Consider the following 24,044-nt stretch of genomic DNA (forward strand, 5'->3'; position numbering starts at 1 on the left):
GTGTTTATGTTTTTAATGAGTTAAAAATCGATTTCTTCATTCTGTTTATTTTCTTCCCCTGTTTTACCATCTCCTTCTGAAGGTTCTTCCCCAGAGCAATCTATATTGATAGAGAGGTTGGAAGGTTTTTCAAAATCATCTTTGCTAATATTTAGAGATTTATCTGCGTAACATTTTTGCATAAATAAAGCCCATGAAGGTAACGACATGGTAGCTCCTTGGCCTTTAGAAATACCAGCAAAGTGGGTAGCTCTTTCTTCTCCACCTGTCCAGACTCCGGTAGCTAGGTTAGGGACAATTCCCATAAACCAACCATCTGATTGGTTTTGAGTAGTTCCTGTTTTTCCTGCAATAGGATTGGTAAATTTATAAGGGAAGCCAGTTACGACTTTAGGCAAGGTAGTCCAGTTTGTTCTTAGTCTTTGCCCTGAACCGGAGAGGGTGACTCCTTTTAGTAGGTTTAATACAACATAAGCAGATTGTTCACTCAGTACTTCTTGTGTTTCGGGAACAAATTGTGCAAGTATGGTTCTATTCTTATCTTCAATACGAGTAATCATCATGGGGCTTACACGTAAACCTTTATTTGCAAAAGTAGCGTAAGCACTTACCATTTCTAGGAGTTTTAATTCTACTGCTCCTAATGCAATAGAAGGATTTGCTTGTATTTCACTTTGAATTCCTGAGGCTTTTGCCAAGCGAGCTACATTTTCTGGAGCAACTTTATCTATAAGTCTAGCCGTAATTACGTTTACAGATTGTGCCAAAGCATCTCTTAGAGAAAGTTCTCCACCGTATTTTTGACTAGAGTTTTTAGGAGTCCAATCTTCTGGTATGCCATATTTCCCTTTTGGAATTGTATAAAGTGTATTAGGAAATTTATCGCAAGGAGATAAATTTAATTGATTAATAGCAGTAGCATACACAAAAGGTTTGAATGTAGATCCTACTTGACGTTTTTGTTGGTCAACGGCATCATATTTGAAGTGCTTATTATTAATACCGCCAACCCATGCTTTTATGTGTCCTGTTTGTGGCTCAATAGCAACCAGCCCAGAGCGTAAAAAGTACTTGTAATATTTGATGGAATCGTTGGGAGACATTACTGTATCTTTATCTCCTTTCCAAGAAAATACACGCATTTCAGTTTTTTTATTGAATATCGCATTGATTTCTTTTTCTGATTTACCAGCGGCTTTCAATCTTTTGTATCGCTCAGAATTCTTTTTTGCTCTATTCAAAATACCGTTAATTTGTTTTTTTTCTAAATCATAAAAAGGAGCTGTTTTATTATTTTTTTGCTCTTTGAAAAAATGTTGTTGTAGATTTGCCATATGTTCTTTTACAGCCTCTTCGGCATATTGTTGCATACGAGAATCTATAGTTACATACACCTTTAATCCATCTTTATAGATGTTGTATTGTTTACCATTTGCTTTAGGATTTTCTTTAGCCCATTTTTTTAAGAAATCACGTAGATGTTCTCTAAAGTAAGTAGCATTTCCATCACTATGGCTCTCAGGTGTGAAGTTTATTTTCAAAGGAAGTTTTTGAAGAGAATCTTTTTCTTTTTCAGAAATAAGTCCATTTTTTTCCATTTGAGAGAAAACAACATTCCTACGTTGTAAAGATTTCTTTTTTGAGCGTTCTCTATATGGGTTGTATTGGCGAGGATTTTTTAGCATTGCTACTAAAATAGCAGATTCTTGCAGGTCTAAATCTTTAGGTTCTTTACCAAAATAAATACGTGCGGCAGATCGAATACCGGTAGCGTTAAACAAAAAGCCTTGTGTATTTAGGTACATTGAAATGATTTCAGGTTTTGTGTATTGACGCTCTAGTTTGATGGCTATTACCCATTCTTTTATTTTTTGAGTTAATTTCTTAAAAATATTTGCGTTTTCTCTTTTGTGAAAAAGGTTTTTAGCTAACTGCTGGGTGATAGTACTAGCGCCTCCTTTTCTTCCAAAATTAACTACAGCTCTAGCAGTGCCTCTAAAATCTATTCCTGAATGCTCATAAAATCGCTCATCTTCGGTAGCTACTAAGGCATCTACCAAGTTTTTAGAGAGATCCTTATACTGTATAGGGGTTCTATTGGCTTTTATATAATATTTTCCTAATGTTTTTCCGTCTGAAGAAATGACTTCGGTAGCCAAATCACTTTTGGGGTTTTCTAATTCTTCAAAAGAAGGTAATGGACCAAAAGCTCCCCAAGAAGCAAGTAAGAACATTAAGGTTATTGAAGATAATCCACCTAAAATTATTAGCCAAAACCATTTGACATATTTTGTAAAATTTGTTGTTGTTTCTTTTGTCATGTGATATTAATTTTTTTCGATTCGAAAGCCTACATCTGTAATTCCTTCTAGTTCAATAACACCGTTAATAGCTCCATTTTTTCGCATGGATTGATAAATGTCTATGGTGTAGTTTCCTAATTTTGGAAATACGATATTTTCTTTATAAAAAAGTTTGTTTTCTTTAATGTCTGAGAATCCTTGCCCTAAAAAACGCCCTGTAGGATCTGTCATTTCATATTCCAAAGTATCCGTTATTTTTTGTCCGTCAGGAAAAGTCATTTTAGTAATTAAAAATAGATTACTAAAAGAGTATTCATTATTGTTTCTTATATTGATAAACAAATTTTTAGGGGTAAGCGTATCCGATGCTGAAAAACTAAAGGAAATAGGACTGTTTTTTTTCCATTTTTCTTCAGGAATAGGACTGTAAGAGTCATATATTCTTTTAGAATCGCATGAACTAAAAGAATATATAAAAAGAATTAATAAAATAACATATGATTTATCCATTGCTTCTTTGATCTTTATTTTCTCTTGGTTTATGACTAGATTTTTTTCTAGGCTTTGTTTTTGGCAAGGTATTTTTACCTTCTACTTTTTTTTCTTGACTTTGCTTTGCTGGTCGTTGTTTTTGTGGAATATTTTGTCCGGTTTTTCTTCCCTGCTTTGCTGAAGGTTGTTGTTTTTTATTTCCAGTTTTTTTTTCTTGTTGTTGTTTTACTGGTCGTTGCTTCTGCTGGCTGCTATTTGCTCCAGTTTTTTTCTCTTGTTTTTGTTTTGGAGTTATCTGTTGTTTTTTTTGCGTTCCTTTTTTCTCTTGATTTACAACGGATCTTTTGTTTTTTTGTTGATTAGGATTCGTTGCTATTTTTTTCTCTTGTTTTTGTTTTGTGTTTACTGATTGTTTTTTTTCTATATTCTCTGAACGCTTTTTAGGCCTTGCATTTCTTTTAGAGTTTCCTTTCGAACTATCATTAGGTGCGTCAGATACTTTTTTTATGGAAGTAGTTTTTTCCTTAGGAGCTTTACGATGATTAGCTGCTGTGTTTTTTACATTCCCTTTTTTATTTCTTTTATTTCTACGAGATTTTTTAGGAGTATCAAAACGAGTTAAACTATCTTGGCCAACAACATTTTCGAAGTCTTCTTTTACTTCCTCTACAATCTCAGCTTCATAATCTTCTAACGGAGAAGAAACTTCTTTATTTTTATTTAATTCAATAATTTCATGAACTTGATCTAAAGAAAGCTTGAACCATTTTGAACGTTCTTCTTTATAAGTGTACCAAAGTAATTTTTTAAAGATGTCCATTTTTACGAAGGCGGCATCTCCTTTTTCTGTTTTTAGTAGTACATCTTGTTTAGGAAATGCTTTTAAAGCATCTAAGTAAGTATCTAGCTCAAAGTTTAAACAGCATTTTAATTTTCCACATTGCCCTGCAAGTTTCAGAGGATTCAATGATAGTTGTTGGTAACGAGCAGCGGCAGTATTTACCTTTCTAAAGTCCGTAAGCCAAGTAGAGCAACAGAGTTCTCTACCGCAAGAGCCAACTCCACCTAAACGAGCAGCCTCTTGACGCATTCCTACTTGTTTCATTTCAACACGAATAGAAAAGGTACTTGCTAAGTCTCTAATTAATTGACGAAAATCTACTCGGTCATCAGCAGTATAATAAAAGGTAGCTTTGTTTCCATCACCTTGATATTCTACATCGGATAATTTCATTTTTAAACCTAAGCGGCTAATGATTTCTCTTCCTTTTCTTTGTGTTTCTAATTCCTTTTCACGGGCATTTTGCCAGATGTCAATATCTTTTTGAGAGGCTTTTCGATATATTTTTTTGACATCATCGCTATCTTCTGAAACCTTTCTTTTTTTCATCTGAACCTTTACCAATTCTCCACTTAAAGAAATAATTCCAATATCATGCCCAGAGGTACACTCTACAGCAATGATATCTCCCATAGAAAGCGTTAGATTTTCAGTGTTTTTAAAGAAATGTTTGCGTCCATTTTTAAATCGGACTTCATAAATATTGAAAGGAGCTTCACCTGTTGGCAAAGTCATATTTGATAACCAATCAAAAACAGCTAGTTTATTTCCACTTCCACATGTTCCACTAGCGCAATTTCCATTGCTTTTGCATCCGTTTGGGATACCGTTTTTGTTGGTTGAGCAACTGCTACAACTCATATAAATATATATTTTTAAGTAGTTTTTTAAACCTGTATAAAGTTCCAGTATCAAAAAAATACTTTTTGTTTATTGATTTTTAGTTAGATAGAGTTTGTGTTCTCTTCTTACTTTAATCAGTAAATATACATATTCTATTGTAAATTGAAAATTAGAGTTGTGTAAATAGGCTTGATACCTGTAATCGAGTAGCCTCTTTGTATAGTAAGAGACTATGTTTTTAAAAAATTAATACAGGCTAAAAGCGCTTTTTCTAAATCTGTTGGAAGTTTTTCGAGTGTCCACGGGTGTGAAGCGCCAAAAACATGATTTCCTCCTTCAATAATTATGAATTGGCTATTAGGATTCCAAAGATGTTGTTTTTGGGCTTCTTCTATAGTAACCGTAAGGTCATTGCTTCCATGAATTATTAGATGTGGAATTTTTAAACTACTGATAGCGCGTTGTATCGTAAGTCGAGACTCATTATGTATAAAATTTTTGTAGAATTGATAAAAATGAGGCATTTTTTGATGGGTGCGTCCATTTTTTACATAAAAAACATTTTCAGCTTTCCATTGAAGCAGTTTCTCTCCTTTCGGAAAACGAGATTTGTAATCCGATACTCCCGCTAGCGTGATAAGTTTTCGTACTCGTTTGTCTTCTGCTGCCTTGATAGCAGTAATTCCGCCTCCTCTGCTGTGTCCTATTAATGAAATGTCCATCGTATTTTTTTCTTTGGAATAGTCGTTTTCAGAGCTGATCCAATCTATTACCGTTTTTAAATCATTGAGCTCTTTGGTATAATTGTTTTCACCAAAGCTGTTTAAGTCAGGGAAATCCATGGGGTGTTCAATAGTACCCCCATTATGAGAGAAATTAAATTTAATAAAAAAGAAGCCCGCATTTGCAAAATAGCTAGCCATCAAATCCCAAGCCCCCCAATCTTTAAAACCTTTATAACCGTGGCAAAAAATAATTATAGGTTTTTGGGTATTGTTTTTTTTAAAGAATAGATCCAATAAGATAGGTTTGTGGTGCTGACTTTGTAACACGTTGTTTTTACTTATTTGCATAAGGTGTTATTTGAGTTTCTAAAAATTCAAGGAAAGATAGTTTTTAATAAGCTCTTTTACAAAAAAACAAGGCCATCGCTACTGCAATGACCTTGTTTCAGATTGTTATAAGTTAAGTTGTTATACAACTCCTTGGTCTAGCATTGCGTCAGCAACTTTTACGAAACCAGCAACGTTTGCACCTTTTACATAATCTACAAAACCATCTTTTTGAGTACCATATTCAACACAAGATGCATGAATATCATTCATGATTTGATGTAATTTAGCATCAACTTCTTCTCTTGTCCAGTTATATCGCAATGAATTTTGACTCATTTCTAATCCTGATGTAGCAACTCCACCAGCATTAGATGCTTTTCCAGGGGCAAATAATATTTTAGCATTCTGAAACACTTCAATTGCTTCTGGTGTAGAAGGCATATTAGCTCCTTCTGCAACACAAATACATCCATTGGCTACCAGGGTTTTAGCTTCTTCTCCATTTAATTCATTTTGCGTAGCACAAGGTAAAGCAACGTCACATTTTACGCTCCAAGGTCTTTCCTCTTTAAAGAATTTAGCATTTGGGTATTTTTCTACATACTCATGGATTCTTCCGCGACGTACATTTTTGATTTCCATGACGTATGCTAATTTTTCAGCGTCAATACCATCTTGATCATAAATATATCCAGAAGAATCAGATAAGGTTACTACCTTTGCTCCTAATTCAGTTGCTTTTTCGGTAGCATATTGTGCTACGTTACCTGATCCAGAAATAGCTACTATTTTGCCCTCAAAAGAATCCCCTTTTGTTTTTAGCATATTTTCAGCGAAATAAACGTCACCGTATCCTGTAGCTTCTGGTCTAATTAAAGAACCACCCCAAGAAGCTCCTTTTCCAGTCAATACTCCTGTAAACTCATTGCGTAATTTTTTATATTGACCAAACATAAAACCAATTTCTCTTCCTCCAACACCAATATCTCCAGCAGGAACGTCTGTATTAGCTCCAATATGACGGAATAATTCAGACATGAAAGCTTGACAAAAAGCCATTACTTCTCTATCAGATTTTCCTTTAGGATTAAAATCAGAACCACCTTTACCACCTCCCATAGGAAGAGTAGTTAATGAGTTTTTGAACACTTGTTCAAATCCTAAAAACTTTAAAATAGATAAGTTTACTGATGGATGAAAACGCAATCCTCCTTTGTACGGTCCAATAGCAGAGTTAAATTCAACTCTGTATCCTCTGTTTACTTGAGTTTCTCCTTTATCATCAACCCAAGCAACTCTAAACATTAAAGTTCTCTCAGGTTCCACCATTCTTTCTAACAATTTCTTTCCTTGATATTTAGGATTGCTTTCAATAAATGGAATTACAGTTTCAGCTACTTCATGCACAGCTTGTAAAAACTCTGGTTCATTAGAATTACGTTCTTTAACGTAATCCATAAAGGTATTTATTTTAGATTCCATAATCTGGTTGTTGTATTATTACGATTTTGATAAATTTATCTCGCAAAGATACTTAGTTTTACAATTCAAAGATTTCAAAAAAAGATTTTTTTTGTTATTTTTAACAAATAGCTCAATCGTTTTCGTAAACCTTTAAAACTTATCTGCTGTTTTCGCAAAAAAACGTAAATTTGCAACCTAATTTTTTGATAAAAGACAATGTTAGATAAGGTAAAAGAATTGATTGGCGATGTAAAAGCGTTTAAAGCAACTTCTAAAGAAGAGGTTGAGGCTTTTAGAATAAAGTATTTAGGAAGCAAAGGTTTATTAAGAGGTTTATTTGCCGAATTTAGAAATGTAGATGCAGCGCTTAAAAAAGACTTTGGTCAAGCTTTGAATAATCTAAGAAATGTAGCAGAGCATAAGGTTGCGGAGTTAAATGAAACATTAGAAAGTTCTGTGGAAGAGAAAAGCTTTTATGGAGATTTAACGCGTCCTTCTGAACCTATTGAGTTGGGTTCGCGCCATCCTATTTCACTTGTTAGAAATCAAATTATAGAGGTATTCAACCGTATTGGTTTTACAGTATCAGAAGGCCCAGAAATAGAAGATGATTGGCATAATTTTACTGCTTTAAATTTACCAGAGTATCATCCAGCTCGTGATATGCAGGATACTTTTTTTATTGATAAAAATCCAGATACTTTACTAAGAACGCATACTTCATCAGTACAAGTGCGCTATATGGAAAATAATGAACCTCCAATTCGTACGATTTCTCCAGGACGTGTATTTCGTAATGAAGATATTTCAGCCAGAGCTCATTGTATTTTTCATCAAGTAGAGGGCTTGTATATTGATACAGATGTTTCTTTTGCTGATTTAAAACAAACGTTATTGTACTTTACAAAAGAAATGTTTGGTAAGTCAAAGATACGTTTGCGTCCGTCTTATTTTCCTTTTACAGAACCAAGTGCAGAGGTAGATATTTATTGGGGGCTAGAAACAGAAACGGATTACAGAATTACAAAAGGAACAGGTTGGCTAGAGATTATGGGATGTGGAATGGTGGACCCTAATGTATTAAAAAATGCGAATATAGATCCAACAAAGTATTCAGGGTATGCCTTTGGAATGGGAATTGAGCGCATTGCCATGTTGTTATACCAAATACCTGATATCAGAATGTTTTATGAAAATGATAAGCGTTTCTTAGAGCAGTTTAAATCGGTAATTTAAAGAAATCAGAGAAGCTCGCTGAAATAAAAATTTAGTATATATGAAAAAAGATATCCACATACCAGAGGTTACTGATGTTGAAGTAGCTGTTGTTTATGAATATAATGATATCTATAAGACGGACGATTGGAATGTATATATAATCAATAAGAAAAACGTTGATTTAGAGATGGTGGTAATCGTTACTCAAGGATTTAACGATACAAAAATAACTTCTTTGATGCGTAAAAAAATAACTGTTTTACCTGCGAATTCATTTGCGAAGGTAGAGTTTATACAGCCAGAGTTATTTGCATTGAATAACCGTTTCCAAGTTTCTTTCTTTGAAGGAAATACATTATATGATAAAACATTTCTTTTTGAAAAAGGCACGATAAAAGAAGGAGCATTACGAATGATTAAGGAGTTGAATAAAAAAGGAATTCTAGCAAAATAAGGCTTATTATAGAATTTAAAAATGGCAATATTTATTTATTAAATAAGTGTTGCCATTTTTTTATGGAGCTTTTTAGTAACTTCGCCCAATTAAATAATACGTATGTTTTTAACTGTTCAAAAGTTCATTGCCGAGTTTTCTTCTTGGATTTGGGGAATCCCTCTGTTATTTTTGCTAATAGGAGGAGGGTTGTATCTTTTTGTGTATTCAGGATTAGTACCTTTTCGATATTTTGGGCATGCTGTTGCCGTTTTGAGAGGGAAATATGATAAGCATGATGCCCCTGGAGATTTATCACATTATGAGGCATTGTCGTCAGCAATTGCAGCAACAGTAGGAATGGGAAATATAAGTGGGGTTGCTATTGCAATAGCAACTGGAGGACCTGGTGCTATTTTTTGGATGTGGATAAGTGCTTTTGTAGGAATGGCAACTAAATTTTTTACTTGTAGTTTAGCAGTAATGTATAGAGGAAAGGATGAAGAAGGAAATGTAAAAGGAGGTCCCATGTATGTGATTACAGAGGGGTTAGGGAAAAAATGGAAACCTCTAGCATTATTTTTTGCAAGTGCAGGATTGATTGGAACTTTGCCTGCATTTCAGGCAAATCAATTAACGCAAACGCTAATAGATGTTTTTAAAGTAAATGAGGCTAATGAGTTTATAGCAAAATTATTGCTAGGGATTGTGATAGCTATTATTGTATCTATGGTCATCTTTGGGGGGATTAAAAGAATAGGGAAAGTTGCAGGTAAATTAGTGCCAATTATGGTGGTTATATATTTACTAACAGTAATCACTATTTTAGTGTTAAGAATAAGTGAGGTTCCAGCTATTTTTACCCTAATTTTTACGAGTGCTTTTACAGGTAAATCAGTTGTAGGAGGAGCGCTAGGAACTTTAATAATAACAGGAGTAAAACGCGCTGCTTTTTCTAATGAAGCTGGATTGGGTACTGCACCAATGATGCATGGTACTGCCAAAACAAAAGAGCCTATTAGAGAAGGATTAGTAGCTATGTTAGGGCCAGCGATTGATACATTGCTAGTATGTACGTTAACTGCCTTGGCTATTTTAGCTTCAGGAGTATGGAAAGGTTTTAAAGGGAATGGCATTTCGATGACCTTGGCCGCTTTTGACTCAGTATTACCCTATCATTCAGGCAGTATCATATTAACTATTTGCGTATTAATTTTTGCCTTTTCAACATTGTTTACCTATTCATTTTATGGATATAGTTGTTTAAGTTATCTGACTACTATAAAAGTAGGAAAGTACTATAATTACATTTATGTTGGTACAGTTATTATAGCATCTATTATAAAGTTAGATTTTGTGATAAATCTAATAGATAGTGCCTACGCGCTTATGGCAATTCCTACGGTGATTTCTACATTGATTTTAGCGCCAAAAGTAAAAAAGGCAGCAACTATCTATTTTCAAAAATTAAAATCTGGAGCTTTCTAGTAAGCTAGCTCCTTTTTCCTAGCGAAAATTGATTGTATAATGTAATGTAGTTCTGTGTAAAAAGATGAATAGGAGGTTATATTATGAAGTCTTGGATGTTATTTTTTGCTTTGCTTCATTTCTAAACTCTTCAGCAAGTTTACCACCATCTATATGGTTCCATCCAGGAGGTTTGATTAAATAGTTTATTTTATCTTTAAATGTAGGTGCTGTTTTTATATCATACCATAATTCTTTCCATAAAACAGTTTGTATTTGCCACAAGTTTTTACCATCTATTTTATCATCCATCATTCCATACAAGGGCTTTTCTTCTTTTATTTCCGTTTGGAATGTACCAAATAAGTGATCCCATATAGAAAAGGTTTCCCCATAGTTTCTGTCTAAATACACATGGTTCTTTGAATGATGAACTCTATGAACAGAAGGGGTTACAAATATATTTTCTATCCAACTGTTTTTAGAAGAAATAAAATGTTCATTAATATGTTCAAAAAGTCCGTATATTTTAGCAATCCCATCAATTATGAGTACCATGAAGGGGTCAAATCCTAGTAAAGGAAGCCAAATAGTATTGTGTGGAGTCAGTAGAAAACCGAAAAAAGAACCTCTAACAGCAACAGTCATTTTCATTTCCTCTGCGGTATGGTGCACGCCGTGTATGCACCAGAAAAAGCGGACTCTATGTCCTAAATAATGAATGATGTAGAAAAGAAGGTCATACAAAACATAGCAGAGTACCCAAACATACCAAGAAGTTCCTAAGTCAAATAAGCGATAATTGTATAACCATAGCATAATTCCAAAGAAAAACACATCAAGAATGAAGTAGGGGAGTAATTCGACGAAGTAAGATAGTAAGTTTACAAAACCACTTTTATTGCTGTTAATTTTATTATTAATAACTAAAATAACCCATTCTAAAACTACTGAAAAAAGAAAGATAAAAGCTAGTTTACTTTCTAGTTGTTCGAATAATAATTGTATTCCCATTTTGTTTAAAAATAATACACAAAGATATCTATTTTTAGCTATTAATGATTCGTGTTTAAGGTTGTTTTTTAATTAGCTAAAATGTTGTTTTTTATGGAAATAAAGGTGTTTTAAGACGTTTGTTGTCGTTTGAGTGATAAGAAGCATTTTTATTTGTTGAATAAGTAAATTTTTAATTTTTTCAGAGAGAAAAAAATAAAGAACTTATTTTTTAATTTTAAAAAATGTAGCTTCTTGAATTAGGGTTGGTTGCTTTATGAATAATGGTATTTTTTATAAGATTCTTTAAATCGTTTTAGACTGTTTATTTTTTACCTTCAACAATAATAACAATTTCCCCTTTTGGAGGCTTATGGGTATAATGAGTTAAAACCTCATGAACAGTTCCTCTGATGGTTTCTTCAAACATTTTGGTCAATTCTCTAGATACAGAAACAAGTCTATTTTCTCCAAAGTATTCCGCGAAATGCCCTAAGGTTTTGACAAGTTTATGAGGAGATTCATAGAAAATCATAGTTCTAGTTTCATCAGCAAGTAATAATAAACGAGTTTGTCTTCCTTTTTTAACAGGTAGGAAACCTTCAAAGACAAATTTATCATTTGGGAGTCCGGAGTTTACTAACGCAGGAACAAAGGCGGTAGCACCAGGTAAGCATTCAATAGGGATGCCATTTTGTACACAAGCTCTACTCAGTAAAAAGCCAGGATCAGAAATAGCAGGTGTGCCTGCATCTGAAATCATTGCACAAGACTCCCCATTTTTTAATCTATTTAAAATACCGTCAACAGACTTATGTTCATTATGCATATGATGACTATGCATTTGTGTGGTAATTTCAAAATGTTTTAAGAGTTTTCCACTAGTACGGGTGTCTTCAGCCAAAATAAAGTCAACATCCTTTAAAATACGAATTGCTCTAAAGGTAATATCTTCTAAGTTTCCAATTGGTGTAGGAACTAAATATAATTTGCTCATGTTAAATAGATGGGTAAGTTGTTACAGTAATATCAGAAATTACATCGCCTGTATGCTTAGTTGTTAAGGGCTCAAATAGTAAGATATGAACTTCCTCTTTGGCAATAGGTTTGTGTTCTACTCCTTTAGGAACGATATAAAACTCTCCTTCATTTAGAGTAATTGTTTTGTCTCTAAATTCAATATCTAAAGAACCTTTTATGACCATAAATAGCTCATCTTCATTGTCATGTTTATGAAAAACAAAGGCGCCTTTTATTTTAGCTAGTAGTATTTGTTGCCCATTTAATTCCCCTATTTTTTTAGGAGACCAATGGTCTGAAAATAAGCTAAATTTATCTTTTATATTAATTACACTCATGCTACAAAAATACAAAGATTTTTAAGGATTATTCCTGATTGATAAAAACTAGTTATTTTGTTGAAAATGTTTAATTTTGCACCTCATTTAAAGAAGCAACATGTATAGAAGTCATTCTTGTGGCGAATTAAGAGCGTCGCATATTAATACCGAAGTAACCTTAGCAGGATGGGTACAAAAATCACGTGATAAAGGATTTATGATTTGGGTAGATTTACGTGATCGTTATGGAATTACGCAATTAATTTTTGATGAAGAACGTACCTCTAAAGATTTAATAGAGAAGGCGAAAACATTAGGGCGTGAATTTGTAATTCAAGTTACAGGAACTGTTATTGAGCGTCAGTCTAAAAACTCAAATATGGAAACTGGAGATGTTGAGGTATTGGTATCTGGGTTAGAAATTTTAAATGAAGCAAAATTGCCACCGTTTACTATTGAAGATCATACGGATGGAGGTGAAGATATACGAATGAAGTATCGTTATTTAGATATTCGTCGCAATCCAGTTAAAGATAGCTTGATCTTCCGTCATAAAGTTTCAATGGAGGTTAGAAAATACCTGTCAGATAAAGGTTTTATTGATGTAGAAACTCCTTATTTAATTAAATCAACTCCAGAGGGGGCACGTGATTTCGTAGTTCCTTCTAGAATGAACTCGGGTGAGTTTTATGCCTTGCCTCAATCGCCTCAAACTTTTAAACAGTTGTTAATGGTTGGAGGAATGGACAAGTATTTCCAAATTGTAAAATGCTTTAGAGATGAAGATTTACGAGCAGACCGTCAGCCAGAGTTTACGCAAATAGATTGTGAAATGGCATTTGTTGAGCAAGAAGATATTTTAGAAATATTTGAGGGTATGACACGTCACTTATTGAAAGAAATCAATGGAGTAGAGGTTGAAAAATTTCCAAGAATTTCATTTGATGATGCCATGCGTTTGTATGGAAACGATAAGCCAGACATCAGGTTTGGAATGGAATTCGGAGAATTGAATGAGGTAACTCAACATAAAGACTTTAAGGTGTTTAATGAAGCTGAGTTAGTGGTAGGAATTGCCGTGCCAGGAGGAGCTTCATATACACGAAAAGAGATTGATAAATTAATTGATTGGGTGCGCCGCCCTCAGGTAGGAGCTTTAGGAATGGTGTATGTTAAATGCAATGAAGACGGTTCGTTTAAATCATCGGTTGATAAGTTTTACAACCAAGAAGATTTAGCCAAATGGGCAGAGAAAACAGGAGCAAAAGCTGGCGATTTAATTTGTGTTTTGTCAGGAAAAACGTCTAAAGTAAGGGCGCAATTGAGTGCTTTGCGTATGGAATTAGCTGAGCGTTTAGGGTTGAGAGATCCTAAGGTGTTTGCGCCACTATGGGTAGTTGATTTTCCATTGTTAGAATTAGATGAAGAAACGGGGCATTACCATGCAATGCATCATCCATTTACGTCTCCAAAACCAGGGCAATTAGAGTTATTAGATACCAATCCAGGAGCAGTAAAAGCAAATGCATATGATTTGGTACTTAATGGAAATGAAATAGGAGGAGGTTCTATTCGTATCCATGATAAGGGAGTACAAGCAACCATGTTTAAGCATTTAGGGTTTACGGAAGAAGAAGCAAAAGCTCAATTTGGATTTTTAATGGATGCTTTTGAATATGGAGCGCCACCACATGGAGGATTGGCTTTTGGTCTGGATCGATTAGTGGCTATTTTAGGAGGTCAAGAAACTATCCGTGATTTTATTGCTTTTCCTAAAAACAATTCAGGACGTGATGTAATGATTGACGCTCCTGCTGCGATAGATAATGAGCAACTGAAAGAATTGAGCATTCAATTAGATGTACAAAAGTAAAAAGAACTTTTATACCAATAGTTTCTCTTAAGAGAAGCATAAAGTATGATAAATCGCTTCAATACCATAAAAATCCCGATCTAGTAAGGTTGGGATTTTTTAATTAAATTTGATTAGATGCCACGATCTAAAAATATATTTCGCAGAATTTTAATTTGGAGATACAAGTATGTGTCTGAACGACAGTTTGTATATGTACTTAGTATCTTAGTTGGATTTTTAGCAGGTTTAGGAACATTGGTATTAAAGAATATGACGTTCTTTTTTCATGATATTCTCGAAGGAAACTTAATTAAAGGGTTTCACAATCCTTTGTATTTTATTTTTCCTATCATAGGTTTATTTTTAGTGTATTCTATTAAGAGGTTCCTCCTTAAAAAAGATATTGGTCATGGAATTTCAACAACGTTATATGCGATATCAAAACGAAGCGGAATTATAGAGAAATATAAAATATATGCTTCTTTAATAACAGCGCCAATTACTGTAGGTTTTGGAGGATCGGCAGGATTACAAGGTCCTGCTGTAAGTACAGGAGCTGCATTAGGATCAACAATAGCGCAATTATTTCATATGAATACAAAAACACGTATGTTACTGATAGGTTGTGCTACTGCAGGAGCTATGTCATCAATGTTTAAAGCTCCTGTAGCTGCAATCGTTTTTGCTGTTGAAATTTTTAGTTTAGATTTAGCGTTTGCTTCTTTAGTACCCTTGCTGCTAGCTTCTGTGTCAGCAGTAATAACCTCTTATTTTTTCTTAGGACACGATGTATTACTGGGTTTTAAGTTACAAGATGTTTTTGAAATTAAAGACATAGCCTTTTATATTTTATTAGGGATAGGAACGGGAGTGGCTTCTGTATATTTTTCAAAGACTTATTTTGCAATCAATAGTCTTTTTGATCAGTTTGAAAAACCTTTTCAAAAATTAGTTATAGGAGCTATTACAATAGGTGTGTTACTATATTTAATACCTTCTTTGTATGGGGAGGGATATGGAGTTATTAATAGTTTACTAAAAGGAGATGCGATTGGGGCTTTAAAGAAAATTCCATACGATTTTGATTTTACTAATGCATGGGTTGTTATTGTTTTCTTATTAATTATAATTCTTTTTAAAGGGATTGCTATGACCGTAACTTTTGCTGCTGGAGGAGTAGGAGGTATTTTTATACCAACCTTGGTTATGGGGAGTGCTTTGGGGAGTGTATTTGCAAAAGTTATTAATGAGTTTGGTTTTTCAATATCAGAATCTAATTTCACCTTGATAGGAATGACTGGGTTAATGGCAGGAGTTTTACATGCTCCATTAACAGCCATCTTTTTGATAGCAGAAATTACAGGAGGTTATGATTTGTTTGTGCCTTTAATGTTAGTAGCAGCTATATCTTATGCGTTTACCAAGTATTTTGTATCTAATTCTATATATACTGTTGAATTAGCGAAAAAAGGAGCGCTAATTACTCATAATAAGGATAAGAATGTACTAATGATGATGGAGTTAGATCAGGTTATAGAAACGAATTTTAAGCAAGTTACTCCTGAAATGACACTTGGAGAATTATTAAGAAACGCAGTAGCAGTGTCTTCTCGGAATATTTTTCCTGTATTAGACGAAACGCAGCAATTTTTAGGGATTGTATTATTGGATGATATTCGCCCGATGATGTTTGACCAAGATTTGTATGATAAAACGAATGTAGCAGATGTTATGAGAAGTGCTCCTGGGATTATCTTTCATGATGATGCTGCTGAAAAGGTCATGGAAAAGTTTAAAGAGAGTGGAGCTTGGAACCTTCCTGTGGTTGAAAAAGGAAAATATATTGGTTTTATCTCAAAGTCAAAATTATTAACGGTTTACAGAAATAAATTGATAGAAGTTACTGTTTAACGAATGTGTAGAGCCATTTGATCAGGGAAATCAGTAAAGGCACCATCTATATTGGCTTTGTAAACCAAGGTTTTTACCATTTCCTCAAAGGAAGTAAACTCGTCTAATTGATCGGCTCTAAGCGTATAGGGGTGGACTTGTAAGCCGAGTTTATGAGCATCTTTGACAAGAGAAGTTATTTTCCATTCTCCATGTGCCTTTTTATCGAGAATATATTTGTACCAAGGTCCAATAGCATCGGCATAAGTTGCAAAAGATGAAAGCTGATGGAGTTCTTCAGGAAATTCAATTAATTGTACTAAAAATAGCTCAGCGCGTAAATCTTCTCTTATTCGTTTTAATTCTTTCGCATCGAAGCATTGTAACATGCATTTATTTTGCTTGGATGTATAACCATAATCCGCTAAAATTTGTACTACAATTTTAGAAATATCTTTGCCTTCTTTTTGATGGAAAAGCGGGTTTTTAATTTCAGGATAAATACCAATATTTTTACCAGTACTCTTATTCAATCCTTGGATCAACTCTATTTCTTGTTGGAAAGTGTGAAGTCTAAAGCTGCTTTTTCCCGTAGGAAACCTTTTTTGATACACCTGTATTCCTGTTTTAGGATGGAAACGTTCTGTAACTTCTAATTCTTGTATTTCTTTAAAGGTAAAATCAATTACATAGAAGCGTCCATCGTTGCGTTTTTTATTAGGGAATTTTGATGACACATTGGTTACATCATCTAAATAAATGTCATGAATAACAATAGGGATATCATCTTTACTAAGTACTAAATCTTGTTCAATAAAGTCAGGTTGCATTGCATATGCCATGGCTTTCGATTCCATAGTATGCTCAGGTAAATAGCCAGAAGCTCCTCTATGGGCAATTATTATGGTATTTTTCATTACTTTTTGTTTTGATGTAGTAGCCATATTTATGAGAATTACAGAAAATGAAGAGAATAGAAAGTCTTTTCATTATTACAAATAGACCTGAATGGTTAACGAAATTACTGTAAAAAATGTTAGTATAATAACTAGTGGAATGATGAATTTTAACCATTTGTCGTAGCCTATTTTTACGATGGCTAATGAAGCTAATATCAATCCTGTAGGGTTGATAAAAGCAAATAGCCCCATACCATATTGATATGCATTTACAATAATTTCTCTCCCAATACCTACCGTATCAGCTAGAGGAGACATGATAGGCATTGTTAAAACTGCCATTCCAGAAGAGCTAGGAATAAAGAAAGATAAGCCCGAGTAAATAAATAATAAGACATTTGTAAATATGCCTTTGGGCATTTCACTAGTAAAGTCGTTTGCATATTGTAAGATCGTATCACTAATGAATCCTTGTTCCATTAATATAGATACCCCTCTGGCAATTCCTATAATAAAGGCAACACTTAGCAAATCACTTGCTCCTTGGATGAAAACAGCTACAAATTTATCTTCTTTTATTTTACCAAGTACGCCAATTAAAATAGCACCTACTAAAAAGACTACCGTCATTTCTTCAAACCACCAATTTAAGCGAGAAACTCCATAAATCATAATGACGAAACATAATGAAAAAACAATTAAAATTAGTCGCAATCGATTTGTTAGCTGATGTGCATTAGATGTAGCGTTTCCAAAAAGGTTTTCAATGCTTTCCTTTTCTTTAAATATAATAGACTTTGTAGGATCTTTTTGTACTTTATTAGCATATCTTAAGATATAAAAAATGCAGATAGCTAGTCCTAATAAAAGCATGATAAGTCTTCCTGTAAATCCTGTAGTCCAGTTTATTCCAGCTGCATCAGAGGCAATAATAACGCTAAAAGGGTTTACTGTAGAGCACATGGTTCCAATAGAAGAGCCAATATATACACAGGCTAGTGCAACGATAGCGTCGTATTTAGCTGCTAAAAAAATAGGAATTAATATTGGATAGAAAGCAATTGTTTCCTCAGCTAATCCAAAAGTAGTTCCTCCAATAGCTATTAAGGTAGTTACAACGATAATTAACCAATATTCTTTTCCTTTTAAGGTATTTGCTAGCCAAGAGATGCCTGCATCAAAAGCTCCCGTAAAGTTCATAATTCCAATGACTCCTCCTAAAATTAAAACAAATAAAATAATATCTGAAGATTGTATGATTCCTTTTATAGGTGATTTAAAAAAAGCTAAGAGTCCTTGTGGCCTTGGTGCTAGCCGTGTATAGGTTTTAGGGATGCTAATAGGTTTTCCTATATCACCATCAGTAAACTTGTTTAAAGGGATTTTGATTCCTAAGTTTTCTAGTGTTTCTTGATTTGCTGGTAACTCCTTAGTTTCATTTAGATGCGTGTAGATAAAAGAGTTGTCCTTCTTTTGATATTGTAAGGTGTCAAATTTACCAGCTGGAATAAACCAAGTAAGTAGTGCAACAAAACCAGCTATTAAGAGTAAAATAGTATGGGGGGTTGGAAATTTTAGTTTTTTCAAAATGAACAAAATTTAGTTTTCGGTTAAAAATAGAAAAAAGCATTTACTGTACGTAAATGCTTTTAAGTTTATTTGTTGCATCCGTTGTTTTAATAAGCCCTTTTATTATTACCTTCATAAAAATTAATAAAAGCTTCATTGACAACTCGATGTCCTCCATGTGTAGGATAGTTTCCTGTGAAATACCAGTCTCCTAAACTATTAGGGCAGGCTTTATGCAATCCATCTACAGGTTGGAAAATAACTTCTACATCCGCTTTTATTTCTGATGTTTTTAGCATTTCAGCAATCTTAGTAGCAATTTGTTCATTAGTAAAAGGAGCATAAATATCTTTTACATAGTTAATGATATTTTTATCTTCGGTTCCTTGTTGTGCTTTGCTTTTTTGATATACTTGGTCAACTATATCGTATTGGTTTGTTTCTTTTAATAGTGCTAAAGCAGCTTTAAAAGCAATAAAATCTCCGATTTTCGCCATATCAATACCGTAGCAATCAGGATATCTTATTTGGGGAGCAGAAGAAACTACTACTATTTTTTTAGGTTGTAATCTATCTAATATTTTAATGATACTCTTTTTTAGAGTTGTTCCACGTACAATACTATCATCAATAATAACCAAATTATCTGTTGGTTTTACTACTCCATAAGTTATATCATATACGTGTGCTACTAGGTCATCTCTACTACTGTCATCAGCAATAAAAGTTCTAAGTTTGGCATCTTTAATCGCAATTTTTTCAAAGCGCGGTCTCTTGGATAATATTTCGGTAACCTTTTCTTTAGAAAGCTGACCATTTCCAGCAATAATAGCTGCTGTTTTTTGCTTATTTAATATATCTTCCGCAGCTTCCATCATTCCATAAAAAGAAGTTTCAGCAGTGTTAGGAATATATGTGAAAACACTGTTTTCTATATCACTATCAATGGATTCTAAAACTTTAGGGAAAACATATTTTCCTAAGTTTTTTCGTTCTTCATAAATAGAAGCATCACTTCCTCTAGAAAAATAGATACGTTCAAAAGAACAAGCTTTGTGCTCTTTTTGCGCTAGAATAGGTTGAATAGAAGTATTTCCATTTTTCTTAATGATAAGTGCACTTCCTCTATCTAGTTCCTTTACTTCTTCAATACGAACATTAAAAACGGTTTGAATCACAGGTCTTTCAGAAGCTACAACTACTACTTCTTCATCTTCATAAAAAAAAGTAGGTCGGATTCCTGAAGGATCTCTCATAACAAAAGCATCTCCATGACCTAGTAAACCAGCCATAGCATAGCCCCCATCCCAATTTTTTGAAGAACGTTTTAAAATACGTTGTATATCTAAGTGTTCTTCAATAAAAGGAGAAGCGTCTTTTTTATTATAACCAGCATCTTTAGCTTTTAGGTACAAGTCTGATACTTCATCTTCCAGAAAGTGCCCAATATTTTCCATAACAGTTACAGTGTCTGTAAACTCTTTAGGATGTTGTCCTAGCTCAATTAAATCATTTAAGAGCTGTTTTGAATTGGTCATATTAAAGTTTCCAGCAACAATTAAATTTTGATGCTTCCAATTGCTTTGGCGAAGAAAAGGGTGCACACTTTCAATGCTGTTTTTTCCAAAAGTTCCATAACGAACGTGTCCTAAAAAGAGATTCCCAATGTATGGCATGTTTTCTTCTTGCCAAGAAACATCCTCTTTTTTATCGGGATTTTTTTCCAGAACGCCATTTAACCTTTTATTAATTTGTCCAAAAATATCTTGAATAGGCTGCGTTTTATTAGAGCGGATTCTACTGATATAGCGAGTCCCTGGATTTACATTAAACTTTACACTTGCCAAACCAGCACCATCCTGACCTCGGTTATGCTGTTTTTCCATTAATAAATACATTTTATTGATTCCATAGAAGGCAGAACCGTATTTATCTTTGTAAAACTGCAACGGTTTTTTTAATCGAACCATTGCAATTCCGCATTCGTGTTTAATAGCGTCACTCATTGTTAATTATTTAGTGGTGTTGTGTGGTTTTGGTTATATAAAAAAATCCGCAGCAAAAAGCGCGGATTTTTATTTATGAAATTTTTATATCGAACTGTGTCAGATCTTTAAAAGATTGTAGGCGGATTTGGACCTCATCTTTTGTAAGTTCTTCCATTCGTTGTGTTCCGAATTTTTCAACACAGAAAGAAGCCAGATTGGATCCGAAAATAATAGCACTTTTCATATTTTCAAAAGAGATGTCTCCAGTTTTTGCTAAATAGCCGCAAAAACCACCTGCAAAAGTATCACCAGCTCCTGTAGGATCAAATACTTCAGCTAAAGGCAATGCAGGGGCATAAAACATATTTCCTTCATTAAATAGTAATGCTCCGTGTTCCCCTTTTTTAATTACTACATATTTAGGTCCCATTTCATGGATTTTTTTTGCAGCATTAACTAAAGAGTATTCACCACTTAATTGGCGAGCTTCTTCGTCATTAATAGTGATAACATCTACACGTTTCAATACTTCGTGTAAATCATTTAAAGCAATATCCATCCAAAAATTCATAGTATCTAGTACTACTAATTTTGGCTGTTTATCCATTTGGTCTAAAACAGCAGCTTGCGTTAAAGGATGTAAGTTCCCCAGCATTACAATTTCAGCATCTTTGAAACTTGAAGGAACTATTGGTTGGAAATGTTCTAAAACATTTAGCTCTGTAACCAAAGTATCACGAGAGTTCATGTCATTATGATATTTACCGCTCCAAAAGAAAGTTTTTCCTTCTTTAACGATTTCAACTCCTGTAGTATCAATTCCTTTTTTGTTCATCATGTCTAAATATGATTGAGGGAAATCTCCACCAACTACAGAAACAACTCCTGTTTGTACTCCAAATTGAGAGGCTGCCAATCCGACAAAAGTTCCTGATCCTCCTAAAATTTTATCTGTTTTACCAAACGGCGTTTCAATAGCATCAAAAGCTACTGTACCAACTGCTAATAATTTACTCATTTCTTATTTTTTATCGTAATTTTACACTTTTTATATAAAAAGCGGTCTGTTAGACTTTGCAAAAATAGTTTTAAAAAATGACTATCAAAGAAATACAAGAAGAAATTATAGACGAGTTTTCTATGTTTGAAGACTGGATGGAACGTTATGAATACATTATTGATTTAGGTAAATCTTTGCCCATGATAAATGAAGATTATAAATTAGATGAGAACCTAATTAAAGGATGTCAATCTAAAGTATGGTTGTATTCAGAGCTAAAGAATGATGTTGTAGCATTTACCGCAGATAGTGATGCTATTTTAACGAAAGGAATCGCTGCGTTATTATTACGAGTGTTTTCTAATCAAAAACCACAAGATATCTTAAATGCAGATACCAGTTTCATTGATGAAATAGGTTTGAAAGAACATTTAAGCCCTACTAGAGCTAATGGGCTTGTTTCTATGGTAAAACAAATTAAAATGTATGCAGTAGCTCAGCAAAGCAAATTAGCAAATTAAAGAGGTCAAAAAATGACAGAGAATCAATTAGAAGAGTTGGGAGATAAAATAGTACGTGTTTTAAAAACTATTTATGATCCAGAAATTCCAGTAGATATTTATGAGTTAGGATTAATTTACGATGTTTTTGTATCTGAAGAAAATGATGCAAAAATTTTGATGACGTTAACTTCTCCTAATTGTCCGGTAGCAGAAAGTTTACCTGTAGAGATTGAAGAAAAGGTAAAAACATTGAAAGAAATTAATAATTGCGAGGTTGAAATTACTTTTGATCCAACATGGACGCAGGAGATGATGAGTGAAGAGGCAAAGTTAGAATTAGGAATGCTTTAATTAGCATTTATGGTATTTCCTTTATGATATAACTGATATGAAAATGCTTTCAGTATTTTAAATAATAAGCTTATTTAATCTTTTTGAGTAGTTAGAGAATTATTGTTTTGAGTCTTCTTTTTATTATTCTAAAAACCTTTGAATAAGTTTTGTGTTTAGAGTATATTCGCTATTCAAATTTTTAAAATGAAAACGATGAAAAAAAAAATATTAGGATTATTTTCTTTACTAATAATCTCATGCTCTTCTAATGAAGAAGCTGCTGTAGTTACTCCTAAATTAGTAGTTAAAACGACAAGTATTGAATTAAATAAAGAATCAAATGGCACTTATACGGAGGAGGCTGATTATATATACAACGATAATTATGAGTTAACGAGTTTGGTTACCGTTGTTGTAGGGAGAGACGGCGAACAAGATAAAAATCGGGTAGATTTTCAATATACCGATGGAAAGGTTACCGGAATAACGCAGAAAGAGAAAGAAAATGTACTTAGGAGTTATTCTATTTTTGAATATACAGCTGAGAAACTCACGAAAATAACTAAATATAATAGCTCTAATATTGTTATAGGAATAAAAGAATTTACTTACAATGTAAATAGTAAGGTGGAAAAAATGACCACAACTTCTTATTTTAACAATAGTGAGAATGTGGATGTGGAAAAGTACGAATATCTAGCAGATAATAAAGTTAAAATTATTACTACCGATGGATATGCTATTGTTACGTTGGATAATAAAAAAAACCACTTAGCTAGTATAGCTGCTTTTAATTATTTATTAAAAACTGAATATAAGGCACTTAATAACGAGGTGGCTAGAGAAAGCTATGATAAAGATGGAACTTTGAAGAGAGAAGAAAAGTACATAAATAAATATGATACAGCTGATTTTATCATTGAGCAAGTAGAGGAATCAGAAGATTATAAATATACTTTGAAACACGTTTATAATAGATAAACATTTTATTTCTATAAAAGTCAAAAGATGGAAGATGAAATAGTAAATAAGGTAGCAAAAAGTAAATTAGTAACAATAGATCTTGAAGATTTTTACCCTTTAGGAGATCGTGTTATTTTTGATATAAGCAAATGGCTGCACGAAGGATTAATTCTTAAGGAAAAAGAATTTAGAGAAGCAGTTGAAAATTGCGATTGGTCGCAGTATAAAGACTGCTATGTTGCGTTGATTTGTGCTACCGATGCTATTATTCCTTCTTGGGCATATTTATTATTGGCAACAAAGCTATCAGTATTTGCAAAAAAAACAGTAGTGGGCGATTTAACATTACTGGAAACAATTGTTTATCAGGAAATAATAGCCACAGTAGAAATAGAAGAGTTTAGGAATAAGCCAGTGATTATTAAAGGATGTTCAAATAAGCCAATTCCTGCATCTGCCTATACTTTATTGATAGAAAAAATACAGCCTGTAGTAAGAAGCATTATGTTTGGAGAAGCTTGTTCTACAGTTCCTTTGTATAAAAATAAATAAAAAACTTTTCTTTAAGGTTGTTTTAATGATTTCTTTTATTAAA

The 24,044-nt window shown here is 33.2% G+C and carries 21 protein-coding genes; 9 read left to right on the plus strand and 12 right to left on the minus strand.

The genetic code is table 11. From position 1 onward, the window contains the following. Nucleotides 1–20 precede the first annotated feature (20 nt). The 5 genes from MARIT_RS01190 to gdhA all read right to left on the minus strand — a co-directional run bounded on the left by MARIT_RS01190 (nucleotide 21) and on the right by gdhA (nucleotide 7,016). Complete coding sequence (locus MARIT_RS01190) at nucleotides 21–2,321, minus strand: penicillin-binding protein 1A (RefSeq protein WP_100210546.1); 2,301 nt, start codon at nucleotides 2,319–2,321, stop codon at nucleotides 21–23. 6 nt (nucleotides 2,322–2,327) lie between these two features. Continuing rightward, a complete protein-coding gene (locus MARIT_RS01195) occupies nucleotides 2,328–2,813 on the minus strand; it encodes a gliding motility lipoprotein GldH (RefSeq protein WP_100210547.1) in 486 nt (161 codons plus the stop codon). Continuing rightward, entirely contained in the window at nucleotides 2,806–4,497 is a 1,692-nt protein-coding gene (gene ricT / locus MARIT_RS01200; protein ID WP_100210548.1) for a PSP1 domain-containing protein, read from the minus strand. Before ricT ends, MARIT_RS01195 begins: the two co-directional genes overlap by 8 nt. Before the next feature lie 212 nt (nucleotides 4,498–4,709). After that, on the minus strand, nucleotides 4,710–5,552 hold the full coding sequence (locus MARIT_RS01205; RefSeq protein WP_100210549.1) for an alpha/beta hydrolase family protein: 843 nt from the start codon (nucleotides 5,550–5,552) through the stop codon (nucleotides 4,710–4,712). A gap of 120 nt (nucleotides 5,553–5,672) precedes the next feature. Then, a complete protein-coding gene (gene gdhA, locus MARIT_RS01210; RefSeq protein WP_100210550.1) occupies nucleotides 5,673–7,016 on the minus strand; it encodes an NADP-specific glutamate dehydrogenase in 1,344 nt (447 codons plus the stop codon). Nucleotides 7,017–7,214: 198 nt separating this feature from the next. On the opposite strand from gdhA, the gene pheS reads away from it, so the two are divergent. The 3 genes from pheS (at nucleotide 7,215) to MARIT_RS01225 (ending at nucleotide 10,137) form a co-directional block, all read left to right on the plus strand. Then, nucleotides 7,215–8,234 (plus strand): phenylalanine--tRNA ligase subunit alpha, encoded by a 1,020-nt coding sequence (gene pheS, locus MARIT_RS01215; RefSeq protein WP_024740271.1) that lies wholly within the window; start codon nucleotides 7,215–7,217, stop codon nucleotides 8,232–8,234. Between the two features lie 40 nt (nucleotides 8,235–8,274). Next, nucleotides 8,275–8,670 (plus strand): hypothetical protein, encoded by a 396-nt coding sequence (locus tag MARIT_RS01220; RefSeq protein WP_024740270.1) that lies wholly within the window; start codon nucleotides 8,275–8,277, stop codon nucleotides 8,668–8,670. Nucleotides 8,671–8,772: 102 nt separating this feature from the next. Further along, on the plus strand, nucleotides 8,773–10,137 hold the full coding sequence (locus MARIT_RS01225; RefSeq protein ID WP_024740269.1) for an alanine/glycine:cation symporter family protein: 1,365 nt from the start codon (nucleotides 8,773–8,775) through the stop codon (nucleotides 10,135–10,137). Nucleotides 10,138–10,218: 81 nt separating this feature from the next. On the opposite strand, the gene MARIT_RS01230 is transcribed toward MARIT_RS01225, so the two are convergent. From MARIT_RS01230 to MARIT_RS01240, 3 genes are all read right to left on the minus strand, one after another. Further along, nucleotides 10,219–11,130 carry a sterol desaturase family protein gene (locus MARIT_RS01230; RefSeq protein ID WP_100210551.1) on the minus strand — a complete coding sequence of 304 codons (912 nt, stop codon included), beginning with the start codon at nucleotides 11,128–11,130 and terminating at the stop codon, nucleotides 10,219–10,221. 304 nt (nucleotides 11,131–11,434) lie between these two features. Further along, nucleotides 11,435–12,106, minus strand: coding sequence for a 16S rRNA (cytidine(1402)-2'-O)-methyltransferase (rsmI, locus tag MARIT_RS01235; RefSeq protein ID WP_024740267.1), 672 nt, complete (start codon nucleotides 12,104–12,106; stop codon nucleotides 11,435–11,437). Nucleotide 12,107: 1 nt separating this feature from the next. Further along, nucleotides 12,108–12,467: a cupin domain-containing protein gene (locus MARIT_RS01240; RefSeq protein WP_024740266.1), complete on the minus strand. Its 360-nt coding sequence runs from the start codon at nucleotides 12,465–12,467 to the stop codon at nucleotides 12,108–12,110. Nucleotides 12,468–12,567: 100 nt separating this feature from the next. Between MARIT_RS01240 and aspS the strand changes: the two genes are divergently transcribed. Together aspS and MARIT_RS01250 are read left to right on the plus strand one after the other, a co-directional pair. Beyond that, nucleotides 12,568–14,322, plus strand: a complete 1,755-nt coding sequence (gene aspS / locus MARIT_RS01245; RefSeq protein ID WP_100210552.1) for an aspartate--tRNA ligase — start codon at nucleotides 12,568–12,570, stop codon at nucleotides 14,320–14,322. Nucleotides 14,323–14,439: 117 nt separating this feature from the next. Beyond that, nucleotides 14,440–16,215, plus strand: coding sequence for a chloride channel protein (locus MARIT_RS01250; RefSeq protein WP_100210553.1), 1,776 nt, complete (start codon nucleotides 14,440–14,442; stop codon nucleotides 16,213–16,215). On the opposite strand, the gene glpQ is transcribed toward MARIT_RS01250, so the two are convergent. The 4 genes from glpQ to MARIT_RS01270 all read right to left on the minus strand — a co-directional run bounded on the left by glpQ (nucleotide 16,212) and on the right by MARIT_RS01270 (nucleotide 21,668). Continuing rightward, nucleotides 16,212–17,111 carry a glycerophosphodiester phosphodiesterase gene (glpQ, locus tag MARIT_RS01255; RefSeq protein WP_231975174.1) on the minus strand — a complete coding sequence of 300 codons (900 nt, stop codon included), beginning with the start codon at nucleotides 17,109–17,111 and terminating at the stop codon, nucleotides 16,212–16,214. The two genes, MARIT_RS01250 and glpQ, sit on opposite strands and share 4 nt — an antisense overlap. A 75-nt stretch (nucleotides 17,112–17,186) precedes the next feature. Next, nucleotides 17,187–18,680 carry a YfcC family protein gene (locus MARIT_RS01260; protein ID WP_100210555.1) on the minus strand — a complete coding sequence of 498 codons (1,494 nt, stop codon included), beginning with the start codon at nucleotides 18,678–18,680 and terminating at the stop codon, nucleotides 17,187–17,189. 89 nt (nucleotides 18,681–18,769) lie between these two features. Further along, entirely contained in the window at nucleotides 18,770–20,668 is a 1,899-nt protein-coding gene (locus MARIT_RS01265; protein ID WP_100210556.1) for an amidophosphoribosyltransferase, read from the minus strand. Between the two features lie 73 nt (nucleotides 20,669–20,741). After that, nucleotides 20,742–21,668: a PfkB family carbohydrate kinase gene (locus tag MARIT_RS01270; RefSeq protein ID WP_100210557.1), complete on the minus strand. Its 927-nt coding sequence runs from the start codon at nucleotides 21,666–21,668 to the stop codon at nucleotides 20,742–20,744. Nucleotides 21,669–21,745: 77 nt separating this feature from the next. On the opposite strand from MARIT_RS01270, the gene MARIT_RS01275 reads away from it, so the two are divergent. From MARIT_RS01275 to MARIT_RS01290, 4 genes are all read left to right on the plus strand, one after another. Then, nucleotides 21,746–22,171: a SufE family protein gene (locus MARIT_RS01275; protein WP_024740259.1), complete on the plus strand. Its 426-nt coding sequence runs from the start codon at nucleotides 21,746–21,748 to the stop codon at nucleotides 22,169–22,171. 12 nt (nucleotides 22,172–22,183) lie between these two features. Then, nucleotides 22,184–22,504: a DUF59 domain-containing protein gene (locus tag MARIT_RS01280; protein ID WP_024740258.1), complete on the plus strand. Its 321-nt coding sequence runs from the start codon at nucleotides 22,184–22,186 to the stop codon at nucleotides 22,502–22,504. A gap of 195 nt (nucleotides 22,505–22,699) precedes the next feature. Further along, complete coding sequence (locus MARIT_RS01285; RefSeq protein ID WP_157926162.1) at nucleotides 22,700–23,467, plus strand: hypothetical protein; 768 nt, start codon at nucleotides 22,700–22,702, stop codon at nucleotides 23,465–23,467. 27 nt (nucleotides 23,468–23,494) lie between these two features. Next, nucleotides 23,495–24,001, plus strand: coding sequence for a DUF2480 family protein (locus MARIT_RS01290; protein ID WP_024740256.1), 507 nt, complete (start codon nucleotides 23,495–23,497; stop codon nucleotides 23,999–24,001). Nucleotides 24,002–24,044: the final 43 nt, after the last annotated feature.

It is taken from the genome of Tenacibaculum maritimum NCIMB 2154 (assembly GCF_900119795.1).
In the GTDB taxonomy this organism is placed as follows: domain Bacteria; phylum Bacteroidota; class Bacteroidia; order Flavobacteriales; family Flavobacteriaceae; genus Polaribacter; species Polaribacter maritimus.

Excerpts from the sequence above, each read along its gene's own strand:
- MARIT_RS01230 (WP_100210551.1), bottom strand. The coding sequence starts at position 11,130 with ATGGGAATACAATTATTATTCGAACAACTAGAAAGTAAACTAGCTTTT.
- MARIT_RS01285 (WP_157926162.1), top strand. The coding sequence starts at position 22,700 with ATGAAAAAAAAAATATTAGGATTATTTTCTTTACTAATAATCTCATGC.
- MARIT_RS01225 (WP_024740269.1), top strand. The coding sequence starts at position 8,773 with ATGTTTTTAACTGTTCAAAAGTTCATTGCCGAGTTTTCTTCTTGGATT.
- MARIT_RS01220 (WP_024740270.1), top strand. The coding sequence starts at position 8,275 with ATGAAAAAAGATATCCACATACCAGAGGTTACTGATGTTGAAGTAGCT.
- glpQ (WP_231975174.1), bottom strand. The coding sequence starts at position 17,111 with ATGAAAAATACCATAATAATTGCCCATAGAGGAGCTTCTGGCTATTTA.
- MARIT_RS01195 (WP_100210547.1), bottom strand. The coding sequence starts at position 2,813 with ATGGATAAATCATATGTTATTTTATTAATTCTTTTTATATATTCTTTT.
- ricT (WP_100210548.1), bottom strand. The coding sequence starts at position 4,497 with ATGAGTTGTAGCAGTTGCTCAACCAACAAAAACGGTATCCCAAACGGA.
- MARIT_RS01275 (WP_024740259.1), top strand. The coding sequence starts at position 21,746 with ATGACTATCAAAGAAATACAAGAAGAAATTATAGACGAGTTTTCTATG.
- MARIT_RS01205 (WP_100210549.1), bottom strand. The coding sequence starts at position 5,552 with ATGCAAATAAGTAAAAACAACGTGTTACAAAGTCAGCACCACAAACCT.
- MARIT_RS01280 (WP_024740258.1), top strand. The coding sequence starts at position 22,184 with ATGACAGAGAATCAATTAGAAGAGTTGGGAGATAAAATAGTACGTGTT.
- MARIT_RS01270 (WP_100210557.1), bottom strand. The coding sequence starts at position 21,668 with ATGAGTAAATTATTAGCAGTTGGTACAGTAGCTTTTGATGCTATTGAA.
- MARIT_RS01190 (WP_100210546.1), bottom strand. The coding sequence starts at position 2,321 with ATGACAAAAGAAACAACAACAAATTTTACAAAATATGTCAAATGGTTT.
- aspS (WP_100210552.1), top strand. The coding sequence starts at position 12,568 with ATGTATAGAAGTCATTCTTGTGGCGAATTAAGAGCGTCGCATATTAAT.
- gdhA (WP_100210550.1), bottom strand. The coding sequence starts at position 7,016 with ATGGAATCTAAAATAAATACCTTTATGGATTACGTTAAAGAACGTAAT.
- rsmI (WP_024740267.1), bottom strand. The coding sequence starts at position 12,106 with ATGAGCAAATTATATTTAGTTCCTACACCAATTGGAAACTTAGAAGAT.
- MARIT_RS01240 (WP_024740266.1), bottom strand. The coding sequence starts at position 12,467 with ATGAGTGTAATTAATATAAAAGATAAATTTAGCTTATTTTCAGACCAT.
- pheS (WP_024740271.1), top strand. The coding sequence starts at position 7,215 with ATGTTAGATAAGGTAAAAGAATTGATTGGCGATGTAAAAGCGTTTAAA.
- MARIT_RS01250 (WP_100210553.1), top strand. The coding sequence starts at position 14,440 with ATGCCACGATCTAAAAATATATTTCGCAGAATTTTAATTTGGAGATAC.
- MARIT_RS01290 (WP_024740256.1), top strand. The coding sequence starts at position 23,495 with ATGGAAGATGAAATAGTAAATAAGGTAGCAAAAAGTAAATTAGTAACA.
- MARIT_RS01265 (WP_100210556.1), bottom strand. The coding sequence starts at position 20,668 with ATGAGTGACGCTATTAAACACGAATGCGGAATTGCAATGGTTCGATTA.